This is a genomic window from Pseudomonas sp. EB271-G4-1 (genome assembly GCF_058791355.1).
Genome location: NZ_JBYTEO010000103.1, coordinates 1 through 13992, shown reverse-complemented (window position 1 = coordinate 13992; position 13992 = coordinate 1). Strand labels below are relative to the sequence as shown.

The following is a 13992-nucleotide window of genomic DNA, read 5'->3' as shown; positions in this document are numbered from 1 at the left end:
GCGTTTGAAAAAGGGAGTCGCTGTAAAAGCGAAACCATAGGTGGCCGTTACCGCAGCAATGGATATGTACGCAGGCAACCAATTTCACACAGGGCTTCTTGTGACGCTTGCATCACCGTTGCGCACGACTCAATTAATGCGTCGTCAGCGGAATGCGGAGCGTCCCTGGCGGCATTCCTTTGCTGCGCGTGGGAACGATCAATCGCCAGCAGGCTCGCTCCCACAGGGGATCCAGGTGCCCCCGTAAAAGTCAGGTCGGCTGTCAGGTCGCCTTCGCGGGCAAGCCTCACTCATACAGGCTTTGTCCAAGTGACGCACCGCATGGACGAAACCACAAGCCGCCGTTACAGCAGCAATGGATCTGTACACAGAAACCTCCCCAGGAAAATCCCAGGGAGGTTATTGACCGATGCAACTCCCAATCAGCTCTTGGCCTTGCTCATCTGGGTAAACAACTCCGTAGGCACTTTCTTGCCATTGGAGGTGAACTGGTTTGTGCGGAATTTGTAGACTTCGCCTTCGGAGAGGAAACCGTCGTTGTTGGTGTCCATGGCCTTGAACTCCTCGCCGCCCTGCGGGGCAACGGTCAGCAGTTCCTTGAGCGAAACGCGGCCGTCGTGGTCGGTGTCGGTACGGGCGAACGAAGCATCGCCGCACTTGCCTTCACCGCACTTGCCTTCGCCGGCCTTGGTCACTTTGGCGCCGGCTTCTTCAGCGCCACACTTGCCTTCGCCACACTTGCCTTCGCCACATTTGCCTTCACTGGTTTTTTCCGCCGAGGCCAGTTGATACCCCTGAGGCAGCGCGTCTGCGGCAAAGGCGTTCGAAGCGAGGTTGAGGCTGCCGGCCAGTGCAACAGCGATCAGGCCAATACGGGATTTGTTTGACATACGGGACATGGTGATTCTCCGGATACTGTGGGCGGTCGAGCCGCATGGGTCATTGCCAAAAGGGCGATAAGCCGTGGTGCGAGGCGCGGTTGCTTTCTCGCTAAGGCAGGGCTATTTGACGGCAACCGTGTATCCCGGATGTATCCGGTTGCAGGGGCATTTGTAAGCCAGTCTGCGTTCGAGGGGGCTGGATACACAGCGATACACGGGCGCGGGTCTTCCCGTCACAGGAGCGGCTATGTACCATCGGCACCGGGCCAATGCTGCCCGCCGCTCGCTCCCGATGGGAAAGGTGAAAGCATCGCTTTTTCGTGCGAACCCTGTCGTATCTCTTGACGGTCGAGGTTTGGCAACGCGAGCACCAAGGCATCTCGGCTACAGGAGCAATGATGTTTTCAATCGAGCAAGCCAAACAAATGGCCAAACAGTTGCGCGCCTCGCTGGAGGAACGCAATCAGGGCCTGTCTCACTCCACCGCGTTGGAACTGGTCGCGCAGCAACTGGGCTACAAGGACTGGAACACTGCGTCTGCGATGCTTCCCCCCACAGCCACCCAGCCCGTATCCACAGTTACATTCGACAGACCCATTCCCATATTGCGTATGTTCGACGAAGCCAAGGCCCGTGAGTTCTATCTCGATTTCCTGGGCTTCAGCATCGAATTCGAACACCGGTTCGAAGCCGACCTGCCACTGTATCTGGGCATCAGCCGCAACGGCCTGCAACTGCACCTTTCCGAACATCATGGCGACGCCAGCCCGGGCTCGACGGTGTTTGTGCCGATGAACAATATCGAACTGCTTCGCGATGAGTTACTTGCCAAGCACTACGGCTATGGACGTCCGGATATTGTCCAGCAGGGCTGGGGGCAAGTCCTGGAAGTCTACGATCCGTTCGGCAACCGGATCCGGTTCTGCCAGAGCTGATCGGCGCAATCCCTGATGTAAATTGACGCCCCGGTTTGAGAGTTGTTGACGGTTATTGATTCGGATTATCCGGCCACGGCAGGCAGTCTGATCGATAACTTTCATCACTTGAGAACAGAACACATGAGCATGTCGAATGGATGGATTGCCGGTATTGCCTTGAGCTGCGTGTTTCAGGTCGGTTGTGTCTCCAAAGTGGCGCAGCCGAATCAATACTCCGGCTTCCTCCCCAATTACGAGGGGCTGCAAGAGCAGACTACACCGAGTGAACAGAAGGTACTGCGCTGGACGGCGCCAGGGTTTGATCCACACGCCTACTCCACTGTGGTGTTCGAGCAGGTAGAGCTGTACCCGGCGCCGAAACCGTCCGAGCGCGTCAACCTGAAAACCCTGCAGGACGTACAGACTGCGGCCAGCAACAGTGTCAAGTCTGCCTTGAGCCCCTACTACACCATTGTCTCAAAGGTGCCGCGCGCACCGGCCGATTCACGGACGCTGATCCTGCAAGCGGCAATCACCCACGTCAGCGCCAACAACGAAGGCATGCATTGGTATGAGGCCGTGCCGATCGCCGCCATTGTCGGGGCGACACAAGCAGCCACCGGCCATCGCGATCAGACCGCCGAACTGTACCTGGAAGCCGACCTGGTAGATGCCAGAACCGGTTTGCCGGTCGCCAAGGTGGTTCGCAAGGTGTTCGGTGAAACCGTGAAAAATGCCAGCCAGCCAATTGTCGCCAACGATTTCAAGGTTGCATTCAAAGACATGACGAACGACATGCAAGCACTGCTGTCCGGCCAGTAACAACTCGCTCGAAACCCCATCGCAACATTGAGTGCCCTGCCATCCAGTGTCACGGGATTGCAATGCGATGCAATCGAGCATGGGGTTTCGCAATACCGTTTAACTCGCGGTAACAGACCTTCCAATACCCCTGCCTTGCATTTTTCGGATAGCGCAGATCGCGCGATTCGAGCATCATCACCGCCCCCGATTGAGCCTCCGTGGATTACCCGCGCTTGCCCGCTCATTGCCGTTCACTCCCCGACAAGAACGCACTGCGTCAAATCCGGCCTGTCAAAACCGTCTCTATACTCAGCCCGAACCACCTGAACGGAGGATACCCATGCGCTACGCCTTCAAATTGAAAAACGGTGCCATGGCCCTTTTCGATCCAGATACCGCTTTGCTTACCATCACTACAACCCATGGAGAAGTTCAAAGCTCTACCATAGGTAGAGCCGAATCGCGTCTACTGGACCTGCTGTTGATGGACCCCGGCCAGACCAAAAGCCGTGAGGAAATCATCGATTACACCTGGAATGACCGCGTCGTCGCCTCCGGCAGTTTGAACCAGGCCGTTTTCTCTCTTAGAAACCTGCTTAATGACAGTCGTGATCACGAAATAGTGATGACGGTTCCGCGAAGAGGTTATTGCTTCAACCGTCTCTATGTAATGGATGCACAGGCCGAGTTGCCGACACCTTCAGATGAAGCGGAACCCGTGCCCGCCCTTGAAGCGTTGGCGCCACAGAAAAAAGATGCTCTGCCGGTGCCTGCAGGGAAAACCGGAGCATCAACTTACATTACAAAATTCCAGTTGATCGGCTATGTCCTGACCTTGGGAGTGTGTGCCTACACCGGCTTCCACTCCGGCTTCGACACACCAAAAGTTGAAGTTTCCAGCGTAAAACACAATGAGTTGTCCATCCATGCCGTAGGCCACAATATTGCGGAGGCAGAGGAACTGAGGGATCTTTCGATCGCACAGATCAAACAACTTTCGCTCAATTTAAAGGGCGACGTTTGGCTAAACCTTTTTAAATCCAACTATTCCGTTTCGTGCATTCGCCCAGATCTCAGCACTGCAAACCTGCAATTGAATAGCGAGCAAAAAGACCTTGCACTGATGATTCGGCAATGCTTGGAAGTCACCCTATGAAGTCAATGACACCTTCGACCGCACATTGGATAGTGCTTGCGATCATCAACGCCGCCTGTATCTTTTCCTTGATGTACTCACCCTCTTACTACATGGAAAATATCAGTTATCAAACCATGACCCGACAATGGTTGGAGGATTCGAATCAGCTCAACACTGAAGAGTATCTGACTATCGGCCATGGTCGACTGACACAAACCACCCTGGAAAGCTTGAACGGAAAAATTCGTAACGCGACTATTTCGGCGCAGGTTATCCGGGAAAGCAATCATCACGTCCAGATAAAAATCAATAACGTCAAACTGAGCCAGGACAACGAATTATTCGCCATCGAAAAAACTCCGGATCTGTTTTTCAGGCGTCAATTCATTCTTCAGGAAGGCACTATCCTAAACTACGAATTACTCCCTACCGCCGACAAAAACAGCGTGTGTTTTTATGTGCATGATGTCGGCCGCCTGCGCTGCATGAATCACTGAGGCACCTCAGCAAATCACACCATAACAAAAATAATAATTAGTGATTTGAATCAAGCACCCTCCCCCCACCAAGATCCCGCCTTTATCGTGTTCGCGAGCCGTCAAATCAATGATGACCAAGATCCTGGCAGTTCTATTTCTAGCCGCCTTACCTTTTCATTCAATGGCGTACAATGAATACGCCATCGGCAGCACGGAAATCGAGTTCTACGAAATAGAACTGAGCCCGAACGAAAAAATAAAGTTGAAACACCTGAAAATCCATTCTGAAAATGAACGTAATCAAGGTGACAGCGCGGTTGATGACCCATTGCCCCCCTCGCAAAACACTGACAACGAGAGCGATGAGCTTTCGCTGACTCCCGTTTGAAAATATGAATTTTTGACTTCAACAAACATCGTCAGCACAGGACTATCCGATGGCAAATCCGTGACAGTGATACGGCAGACACACTGCTCTGCCTGAAAAATCATCAACAAGGAAAGCACCTCAATGCTGCTTAAAAACCTCGCAAGCGTATCCTTTGGTGTATTGCTTTCGCTCAAGGCCTGGGCCGACGACAAGGAACACTACAAGGCCAACCTGACGCGCATTGAAAGCAACGAAAACAAGCTGATCGAAGAACAATTAAGTTACAAGATTTGTACCGATTATCGCGTGGATGATTTCTTTGCCTTTAATGCCTCAGACCTCGGCCCGTCAAACCAGTCAGCCATCTTTGGCTCGAAAATAGCGCCGTGCAAACTTCAGAGCCTGGTGGAGTTATCCACGAGCGACACGTACGTTTTTGCTGCGGCACTGGAGCTCATGCGGGAGTCGTCGACGTGATGAGCATCGCCCCCTCAAAGCGCGAAGTACGCAATAGTGCGCATAAACTCATGCAGGATTGCAGGCGCCAATGCAGTCGACTGCACTTTGATTCAGCTGTCACGCTAATCGGCTTTGTACCTCATGACTGTGTAACCTTGGCCATATCCCAATCTACGATTAGTCGACCCACTGTCAACAACCGTGAATTGCGGCCTAACGAAATAATCGTGTTGTATAGCGGCGAGTTTGTACGCTACACCTGCGAGCCGAATGAAACCCTGTTTACCCTGACCACAAATGTAGAACATTACCAACAGTGCGTCGCAAACCATTCATTGATCGACGTCCTTGCAAATCGACAGGCATACCGCTTCCAGGTTGCCAATTTCAAATTAGTACAATCCGCCATTGACGTCTTCAATGCTTACTTGACCTCCCCCCATGAGTCTGCGTTGAAACAGCGCAAACGCCATGAACAATCATGTAATGAAGATGCATTGCTGGTTGCCCTGATACGGGCCCTGACACCCGTTGGCCGCTCCGCACTGAGGCCCCCGACCAGAAGGAAGATCGCGACAGAGGCAATTGAGTACATTCATCAAAACACAAACAAGCCATTGAACATGAAGGTGCTGGTAAAACAACTGCAAACCACCACTCGCAGCTTGCATCATGGTTTCGTTGAAACATTCGGCACTTCGCCGATCGCCTACATCAGAAACCTGAGACTCGCCCATGTCCGCCGAGACTTGATCCGCAACACCTGGCCTACAGTCACTGAAACAGCAATGCATTGGAATTTTCATCATCTGAGCCGATTTTCCAAGGCGTATCAGGACGCTTATGGCGAGACGCCCTCGGAAACGTCCAGGCGCAACCGTGCAATGCTGGCAACGCCAGAAAAATAACAATCAATGATTTTCAACCTACCCACTGAATGGCCAGGATTGCTTAGGTCTACTCAAGGGGATAAGCATGCGCTATCGATTAAGTACGCTGCCACTCAAACAGAAAATCATCCTGTGCCTTGCCGCTTATTTATGTGGCGTCGCGTTGGCCTGGATTATTGACGCTTATTAACGCCCTGCATCACCACCCACAACCCGTATAAGGACCCACCTCACATGCTACTTCGAAATCTTGGCTTCGTATCGCTGCTTTCGTTGCTGTCTTTTCAGGCGCTCGCTGATGACAAAGGTTTATACCTCGGCGCTGGCGTCAGCAATATTGAAACCGATAAAACCCATTTGAGTGATGACGACTCCAGCTACAAGGTTTTCGCAGGTTATCGTCTCAACAGCTATCTGGCCTTTGAGGGCGCCTTCGTGGATCTCGGCCAGTTCGAGGACAAGGAACTTGATTTCGACGGTAAATCCGTCCAGGCCAGTGCCCATGTCGGCTTTCCGCTGGGAGATCGGGTGCGTATCTTCGGCAGTGTCGGTGCTCATGCCTGGGATGCGGACGGCAATGCTGCCGACGATGATACGGGCGTCGACCTGACCTACGGTGCCGGCGTTGAATTCGATGTATTTCGCAATATCGGTATCCGCGCGGAATATGAAGTACTGGAAGTCGGCAACATCAACTTGAATCAAACAACGGCCTCTGCTTTCGTTCTCTTCTAACACCCACTTCAATTGAGCGGCCATGTGGGTCGCTCAACCTTGATGTCATCGAAGGCATTGGTTTCCCAGTACTGGCCGTGCCCACGCCACGGGGCTTTTCAAAGGCACTCCTGGGCCGCACGTTCGAGTCGCGATGGCCCGAATGTCGAGGCCAGCAACGTGCGTTCGTACAGGAACACCTTCCCGCCGTTCGAGGCCTTGTACGCCTCGAGCACATCGTCGGCGGCAACTTTGCTCGAAACGACGATTCGATAGCTGCGCTGGGTTTGCGAGATCGTTGCGCTCAGCGCGTTGTCCTGCAGTTTCGGCAAGACACAGTGGGCGTAATCCGCCGGCGCCTTTTTCGTTTGCAGCGTCAGCGTCGGGTCATTGGGGGCTGAGGCGCACCCCGACAGCAGCAAGGGGGCGATCAGCGCCAGTCGAGTCAACATCTTCATCACAGGGTTCCACAAGCGTTTTCAATGCACGCCATGTTCCTTGTTTGCCGGCCACAACAGAACTTGTGATGGATGATGATCACTATCAGTGCAACGAATAGTAAAAGACGTCGCCTTCACTCTGCGGATTTGGCCACCGGCTTGCGCTTGAAGGCCTCGCGTCGTTCCTGGCGCTCCAGGGCATAGGCTGCACTCGGCTCGCTGACCAGTTCGTCGCGCCGCAACAATTCACCGCAATGTTCGCACAGCGGCCCCAGCCCGGCAGGCTGCCCGCAACGCTGGTGGGTATAGCGCACGGCTAAGCCCTCCTGTGGCGACTTGCACCAGGTTTCACCCCAGGCACGTAATGCCAGGACCACGGAATAAAACGCCTGCCCCTTCGCCGTGAGATGGTACTCGTAGCGCGGTGGCCGCTCGCTGTAGGCGCGGCGTTCGACCATTTCGTCAGCCTCCAGGCTCTTCAGGCGAGCCGCGACCATCTGCGGGGTACCGCCCGTCTGCGCCTGGATCTCATCGTAGCGATGATTGCGCATGAACAACTCGCGCAACACCAGCACGGTCCAGCGATCGCCGACGACGTCCTCGGCCCGGGCAATCGGACACAAGGTTTCAGGACTAGTCTTTTTTAGCGCCATACGGGCTTGCCTCATTCCAATTAACTATGATTATCATATCTACACGCTGCCAAGGCAAGCCCATGGCATCGCTCAGCCCATTTCACTGGAGCATCCATCATGTCCAACACGTCCTACCCCCTGGCTCGAACCGCCTACCTGCTGGTCGATCCCTACAACGATTTTTTGTCGGAAGGCGGCAAGATCTTCCCGCTGCTCGAGCCGATCGCCCGGCAAGTCGGGCTGCTCGACAACCTGCGCGCCCTCGACCGTACGGTCCGCGCACTTGACCTGCCGGTGTTCATCGTACCGCACCGGCGCTGGGAACAAGGCGACTACGAGAACTGGGATCACCCGAGTCCCACCCAATGCAAGATCCAGCACATGCACCATTTCGCACGCGGCGAATGGGGTGGCGAATGGCACCCCGATTTCGCGCCCCAGCCAGGCGACATCGTCGTCCAGGAGCATTGGGGGTCGAGCGGTTTTGCCAATACTGACCTGGACTTTCGCCTGAAACAGAAAGGCATCACCCACGTGATCATCGTCGGTCTACTGGCCAATACCTGTATCGAGGCCACCGCCCGTTACGCCCAGGAACTGGGCTACCACGTCACCCTGGTGCGCGACGCCACCGCCGCTTTCAAACTGGAAATGATGCACGCCGCCCACGAATTGAACGGCCCGACCTTCGCCCATTCGATTGTGACGACCGAGCAACTGATCGCTACCCTCAAGCCGTGAGCATGCCCATGAAACTGACTGGAAACCTGTTACTCGGCGCCATCGAAGTCCCCGCCAGCACGGGGACAATGAAAGCGCTCAATCCTGCCACCCATCAACTGATCGAGCCGGATTTCGCCTTCGGTGGCGTAGTCGAAGTGGACATCGCGGCACAGCTTGCCGACGCCGCCTTTGACCACTACAGCCATACCTCGCTCGCCGAGCGTGCGGCATTGCTGGAGCGCATCGCCGACAATCTTGATGTGGTCGCCCAGCCGCTTGCGGCACGGGCCGCGCTGGAAACCGGCCTGCCCGAAGCCCAGCTGCTGGGTGAAGCGGCCAAGGCCGCCACCCAGTTCCGCCAATTCGCCGAAGTGGTGCGCAGGGGCCGCTTCCTCCAGGTGGCCATTGATCCGGCCCAACCTGAGCGCCAGCCACGCCCGCGCATGGATCATCGCCTGCAAAGTATCGCCCTCGGCCCGGTGGCGGTGTTTGGCGCGAGCAATTTCCCCATCAGCTACTCAGTGGCCGGAGGCGACACCGCCGCGGCGCTGGCGGCGGGCGCGACGGTGATCGTCAAGGCCCACAACGCACACCCGGGCGCCTCGGAAATCCAGGCCCGGGCCATCCGCCAGGCGGTGCAGGACAGCGGCCTGCCTGAAGGCGTGTTCTCGATGGTGCGCGGCGCCGGCAACGCGATCGGCGAAGCCCTGGTCGATCATCCATTGATCAAGGCGGTAACCTTCACCGGCTCCGAACAGGGCGGCATGGCGCTGTATCGCCGGGCGCAGCAACGCCCTGAGCCGATCCCGGTGTTCACCGAAATGGCCAGCGTCAACCCCACGTTCATCCTGCCCCAGGCACTGGCCGAGCGTGGTGCACAGATCGGCGACGGTTTTGTCGAGCGCATGCTGGTCAATGTCGGGCAAGCGTGTCTAAAACCGGCGATCCTGATTGCCATCGCAGGGCCCGGATTCGACCCCTTGCGCGCTGCCATGATCAATCGTGTGGGGATGGCACCCGCACGTCCGATGCTGACGCCGGGCATCCACGGGTCTTACTTGAACGGTCTCGACAAGCTGCAAGGCGCCGGTGCCACGCCCGTCGCCGAAGGCTCGCCCGCCACGGCGGCGCTTGATGGCCAGGCCACCTTGCTTGAGGTTGACGGCCAGCGTTTTCTTAGCGAAACGGCCCTGGCCCAGGAGGTATTCGGTCCGGCAGCCCTGCTGGTGAAGGTCGAGGATGAGGCGCAAATGCTCGCGGTCGCCCGTGCACTTCGCGGTCAGCTCAGTGCCGCCATGCACCTTGAAGAGGAGGACCTGGGACTGGCCCGTCGCTTGCTGCCGATACTGGAGCGGCGCACTGGACGGATTGTCGTCAACGCCTTCGCCCATCCGCAGGAGGTGTCTTTCGCCAGCGTGCACGGCGGCCCCTTCCCGGCCTCGTCGGACAGCCGTTTCACCTCGGTGGGCATGACCTCCATCGAACGCTTCCTGCGGCCGGTGTGCTATCAGGGCTTCCCCGATGCATTGCTGCCCGAGGCGTTGCGCGACAGCAACCCGCTCGGCGTGCCGCGTAGCATTGACGGTCTTTAAGCGCTGTCGCGCCTGGCAAAAATCTAATGTTGGAGCGGGCGAACCCGCTCCACCAATACGTCGACCGTGTTCCGAATCAATTATTGGCGGCAAACCTCCAGATAGGCCGTCATTCAGAAGATACCGCTGGCACATTATCGGACTTGAAAAAACGTAATAACCTGAAACTTCGTCCAACGATCAAACCATTGATAAGCCCGGACCCCAGTGACGACCAGGCCACTAACCCAATTTCGTTGGCCAATTGCGGATGCACCGCCTCTTGGTATCCGCTGTAGTAACGCCACGCGAAGAAGCACCAATACACAATCAGCACTCTGATTGTGCCATCCAGCACCAGCCCCTCACCCTCACGTTTTACGTTGTGGAACGAGTAAAAACGCAAAGCCAGCAACCAGCCAACCAGTAACCCCATCGCATAAACAGAAAGAGGAACCACGAATCCTTGGGAGATTTTCAGCGAGGCTACGGAAATAGCGACAAATATCACCGGTGTCAGTAGTAACGATTTTTTCGTTTCACGATTCTTGAAGCAGGCAATGACGCCGTAATACGTCACGATAAAGAAAACTGCGTAAACCCACAGTGGTGTGCCACGCAAAATGTCGAGCATAAAAATCCCTTTCGCATTGCCTGTGCCGAGTTAGCAAATTACAGACGGAAGGCAACTCTCACAAGCCGGCGAGATCCCAAAAAATTGTGGGAAATGGACTAGGACACTGTAATTTTAACCAGAAGACGTGCAACGAATCCGAGGTATCAGTCTCAGGTCAGGATAAGGTGGTCACTGCCCCAATTTGCAAGGCAAATACCTGGTTACGCCCATTACGCTTGGCCTGGTACAACCCGTCATCGGCGCGTGTCAGCAGGGTTTCCAGGTTGTCACCGGTCTGTGCGAGGGCGACACCGAAGGATGCGGTCACGGTGTCCAGCACGGTGTCGGTGCCACGCGCCTTGATGCGCAAGGACTGGACCTTCAGGCGCAGGTGCTCGGCGAAGGCGCAGGCACTGCCCAGGTCGGCGCAATCGGGCAGGACCACGCAGAACTCTTCGCCACCGTAGCGCGCGGCGAAAGCAGTGGCTGGCAACGCGCCGCGCAGCACCTGGGCGACATGCTGCAGGACCCGGTCGCCCAGCGGGTGACCGTACTGATCATTGAATTGCTTGAAGTGGTCGATATCCAGGATCACCAGGGCCACCCCGCGGGAAGCCTTGCCCAGCGCCTGCTCCAGCAGGCGGGTGAACGCCGTGCGGTTGAGCAGTTCGGTCAAGCCATCGAGGGTCGCGGCCAGTTGCGCGCGTTGCAGTTTGTCGCGCAGGGTCTTGATTTCATCCTGCGCCGAGTGCAGTTGCGCGAGGAAGTGCTCCTGCTGGCTCTGCATCAACCGGGTGCTCTGCTGCAGTTCGCTCAAGATGCCCGGCAGGCGGTCGCTGGCCGGTTCATCGAGCATTTCCAGGCACTGCCCCAGGCGGTTCTGGAAAGTGAGACTGCCCTGCACGCTGCGCGAGACGTCGCGCTCCATGCCATCGACCAGGTTGATGACCTGATGCTGCTCTGCGCGGGCATCCTCGAGTTCGTCACGAATGATGTACTGGCGGAACAGCCGGGTCGCAGCCTCTGGCGGGCAACCGTCAAAGTCTCTGACCACCCGGTCCAGGTGGCGAATGAGTTCCGGGTCCTGGCCCTTGCTGTAGGTGTACCAGAGTGCGTAGTGCACGGGATTGGGCGGGATGTTATGGCGAACCATCAGGGGCACGGCCTGCTTGAGCAGGGCCGCCGCCTCGCGGGAGTCTTCCGGATACAGCGCTAGGATATTCGCACGCGTTTCTGATGAGCTCATGTCGTCACTGTGGTCGTTTATCATTGGCATTTCGGACTGTGCGCTGAGCATACCGATACGCCTGAAAAACGGCTATCCCGGTTTGCCTGCAATCCCGCTTTTGTTCCGATCAGAAACCGCACACCACGGTCCCTCACAGGCCAGTGTTCCCGGTTACCCGCAAGCTGCCTGTCTGAAAAATCCTTCGGCGCGCTCTGTCAGACCGCTCTAATTCGTCAATTCCGGCCGGTAACACCGTGCTTTTCCTGGCTGGTCCAGCACACGATATCAATGTGCCGTGCGCACAGGATGGAGCATAACGCTCAACTTCAATTGCTGACTGGACAAGTCGACTTAGGAATACCGGATTATGGAAAGCTGGAAAATCAGGACTCACCTTCTACTGCTGACTACCGCTTTATTACTGGGATTGTTGTGCGTCGGCGGCCTAGGACTCTTGGGCATGCAATCGGCCGTGCACAGCCTGGAAACCGTCTATCTCGATCGAGTCGTACCCTTGCGGGACCTGAAGAAAATCGCCGACCTGTATGCCGTGAACATCGTCGATGCCACCCACAAGGCGCGCAATGGCAACTTCACCAGGGCGGACTCGATGAGCCGGATCGATCAGGCACAAAAGGAAATCGATCTAACGTGGCAAGCCTACAAGTCGACGCAACTGATTGCCGCAGAAACCCGCCTGATCGCGCAGATTGATCCACTGATGGCCGCCACCCGCGGTCCGTTGCAAAGTCTGCTGGGCATGCTGCGCCAGAACGACGACGTGGGTCTGGCACGTTTCTCGATCGAGCAGTTGTACCCGCTGTTCGACCCCTTGTCGGATAAGTTTGCCGAATTAATCGAGGTTCAACTGCTGGAAGCCAGGAACCAGTTTGACCAAAACCATATCGCCTACACCGCCAATCTCCGGCTCTGCTTGTTGATTCTCCTGTTGGCGACGCTGGCTGGCGCGGCCTATTCATGGTTCTTTTCCAGACGGCTGGGCCTGCAGCTCGGTGCCGAGCCTGCTGAGCTGGCCGCTATCAGCTCGAACATCGCCCATGGAAAACTGGCACGCACCCAGGATGATCGGCAGGAACCTTCAACCGGTGTCCTGCATTCCGTCCAGGCGATGCGTCATAGCTTGAGCGACATGATCGGCAAGATCGGCCAGGCCTCCGAACAGATCGAAGTGGCCACGCTACAACTGTCCGCGTCCTCGGAACAAGGTCTGAGCAGTGCCGCCCTGCAGAGTGAAGCTGCTTCATCGATGGCCGCCACGGTGGAAGAGCTTTCCGTGAGTATCAATCACATCGCCGACAATGCCTGCCAGGCCCAGAGCACTGCGCACAAAGCCGGTGAAATCACCGACGAAGGCATGGCCGTGATGCATGCGTCCATCGAGGAAATGCAACAGATTGCCGATCTGGTGACGCAGAGTTCGGTGGACATCGATCAACTGGCGATTCAGTCGAACAATATCAGCCTGATTGTCGGTGTGATTCGCGGCATTGCCGAGCAGACCAATCTCCTCGCCCTCAATGCCGCCATCGAAGCGGCGCGCGCCGGTGAACAGGGTCGCGGCTTCGCCGTGGTCGCCGATGAGGTGCGCAGCCTCGCCGCGCGCACCGCCCAGTCCACCACGGAAATCGTGACCTTGGTCAATGCCATACAAAACGGCATGGTCAAAGCGAAGGACAGCATGGCTGCCGGTTGTGAGCGTGTGACCCAAGGCCAGAAACTGGTCGCAAGCGCCGGGCAATCCATGGGGCGGATCAAGGGGGCGCTGGATGAATCCATTGCAGCCGTGAGCTTCATTTCCCTGTCATTGCAGGAACAGCGCGCAGCGAGTGATCATGTCGCCAGCAATGTGGAAAAGGTCGCGCAAAGCGTGGAAGAGAATGCAACGGGCCAAAGCGCAATCGTGCGAACGACCCAGGAGCTCAAGGCGATGTCCGAAGGACTGGGGGCTATGTTGCAGCGGTTCAGTCTGTAGCTGACGCTGACCTGAGTTGTGTTGTGTTGTGTTGTGTTGTGTTGTGTTGACCGAGTACATATCCATTGCTGCGGTAACGGCCACTTATGGTTTCGCCCTTACGGCGACTCCCTTTTTCAAACGCCAAAAAGGAA

At 56.4% G+C, this 13992-nt stretch carries 16 protein-coding genes; 11 read left to right on the top strand and 5 right to left on the bottom strand.

Features of this window, described 5'->3' with window-relative positions; genetic code table 11:
- Positions 1-422: 422 nt before the first annotated feature.
- A complete protein-coding gene (locus AC3WWR_RS29600) occupies positions 423-899 on the bottom strand; it encodes an HvfA family oxazolone/thioamide-modified RiPP metallophore (protein ID WP_020801220.1) in 477 nt (158 codons plus the stop codon).
- A 380-nt stretch (positions 900-1279) separates the two neighbouring features.
- On the opposite strand from AC3WWR_RS29600, the gene AC3WWR_RS29595 reads away from it, so the two are divergent.
- The 8 genes from AC3WWR_RS29595 to AC3WWR_RS29560 all read left to right on the top strand — a co-directional run bounded on the left by AC3WWR_RS29595 (position 1280) and on the right by AC3WWR_RS29560 (position 6673).
- Positions 1280-1816, top strand: a complete 537-nt coding sequence (locus AC3WWR_RS29595; RefSeq protein WP_033044059.1) for a glyoxalase superfamily protein — start codon at positions 1280-1282, stop codon at positions 1814-1816.
- 123 nt (positions 1817-1939) lie between these two features.
- A complete protein-coding gene (locus AC3WWR_RS29590; protein WP_033044058.1) occupies positions 1940-2620 on the top strand; it encodes a DUF3313 domain-containing protein in 681 nt (226 codons plus the stop codon).
- 322 nt (positions 2621-2942) lie between these two features.
- Entirely contained in the window at positions 2943-3758 is an 816-nt protein-coding gene (locus AC3WWR_RS29585; protein WP_033044057.1) for a winged helix-turn-helix domain-containing protein, read from the top strand.
- Positions 3755-4237: a hypothetical protein gene (locus AC3WWR_RS29580; RefSeq protein ID WP_020801225.1), complete on the top strand. Its 483-nt coding sequence runs from the start codon at positions 3755-3757 to the stop codon at positions 4235-4237. Before AC3WWR_RS29585 ends, AC3WWR_RS29580 begins: the two co-directional genes overlap by 4 nt.
- Positions 4238-4346: 109 nt before the next feature.
- On the top strand, positions 4347-4607 hold the full coding sequence (locus AC3WWR_RS29575; protein ID WP_020801226.1) for a hypothetical protein: 261 nt from the start codon (positions 4347-4349) through the stop codon (positions 4605-4607).
- Between the two features lie 123 nt (positions 4608-4730).
- Positions 4731-5066 carry a hypothetical protein gene (locus tag AC3WWR_RS29570; RefSeq protein WP_492599290.1) on the top strand — a complete coding sequence of 112 codons (336 nt, stop codon included), beginning with the start codon at positions 4731-4733 and terminating at the stop codon, positions 5064-5066.
- The gene (locus AC3WWR_RS29565; protein ID WP_432669456.1) at positions 5066-5956 is read left to right on the top strand and encodes an AraC family transcriptional regulator; all 891 of its coding nucleotides are present in this window, start codon (positions 5066-5068) and stop codon (positions 5954-5956) included. Before AC3WWR_RS29570 ends, AC3WWR_RS29565 begins: the two co-directional genes overlap by 1 nt.
- 216 nt (positions 5957-6172) lie before the next feature.
- Complete coding sequence (locus AC3WWR_RS29560) at positions 6173-6673, top strand: porin family protein (protein ID WP_020801229.1); 501 nt, start codon at positions 6173-6175, stop codon at positions 6671-6673.
- Between the two features lie 98 nt (positions 6674-6771).
- Here AC3WWR_RS29560 and AC3WWR_RS29555 read toward each other — a convergent pair whose 3' ends face one another.
- Positions 6772-7110, bottom strand: coding sequence for a hypothetical protein (locus tag AC3WWR_RS29555; RefSeq protein ID WP_432669455.1), 339 nt, complete (start codon positions 7108-7110; stop codon positions 6772-6774).
- A 116-nt stretch (positions 7111-7226) separates the two neighbouring features.
- Positions 7227-7745, bottom strand: a complete 519-nt coding sequence (locus AC3WWR_RS29550) for a winged helix-turn-helix transcriptional regulator (protein WP_110751261.1) — start codon at positions 7743-7745, stop codon at positions 7227-7229.
- Positions 7746-7844: 99 nt separating this feature from the next.
- Here AC3WWR_RS29550 and AC3WWR_RS29545 point away from each other — a divergent pair, with 99 nt between their 5' ends.
- Both AC3WWR_RS29545 and AC3WWR_RS29540 read left to right on the top strand, forming a co-directional pair.
- On the top strand, positions 7845-8468 hold the full coding sequence (locus tag AC3WWR_RS29545; RefSeq protein ID WP_020801232.1) for a cysteine hydrolase family protein: 624 nt from the start codon (positions 7845-7847) through the stop codon (positions 8466-8468).
- Between the two features lie 8 nt (positions 8469-8476).
- Positions 8477-10042 carry an aldehyde dehydrogenase (NADP(+)) gene (locus AC3WWR_RS29540; RefSeq protein ID WP_492599289.1) on the top strand — a complete coding sequence of 522 codons (1566 nt, stop codon included), beginning with the start codon at positions 8477-8479 and terminating at the stop codon, positions 10040-10042.
- 109 nt (positions 10043-10151) lie between these two features.
- On the opposite strand, the gene AC3WWR_RS29535 is transcribed toward AC3WWR_RS29540, so the two are convergent.
- Positions 10152-10655, bottom strand: coding sequence for a hypothetical protein (locus tag AC3WWR_RS29535; protein ID WP_020801234.1), 504 nt, complete (start codon positions 10653-10655; stop codon positions 10152-10154).
- 157 nt (positions 10656-10812) lie between these two features.
- Positions 10813-11883, bottom strand: a complete 1071-nt coding sequence (locus AC3WWR_RS29530; protein WP_168757918.1) for a GGDEF domain-containing protein — start codon at positions 11881-11883, stop codon at positions 10813-10815.
- 349 nt (positions 11884-12232) lie between these two features.
- Between AC3WWR_RS29530 and AC3WWR_RS29525 the strand changes: the two genes are divergently transcribed.
- Positions 12233-13858, top strand: a complete 1626-nt coding sequence (locus AC3WWR_RS29525) for a methyl-accepting chemotaxis protein (RefSeq protein ID WP_020801236.1) — start codon at positions 12233-12235, stop codon at positions 13856-13858.
- Positions 13859-13992 lie beyond the last annotated feature (134 nt).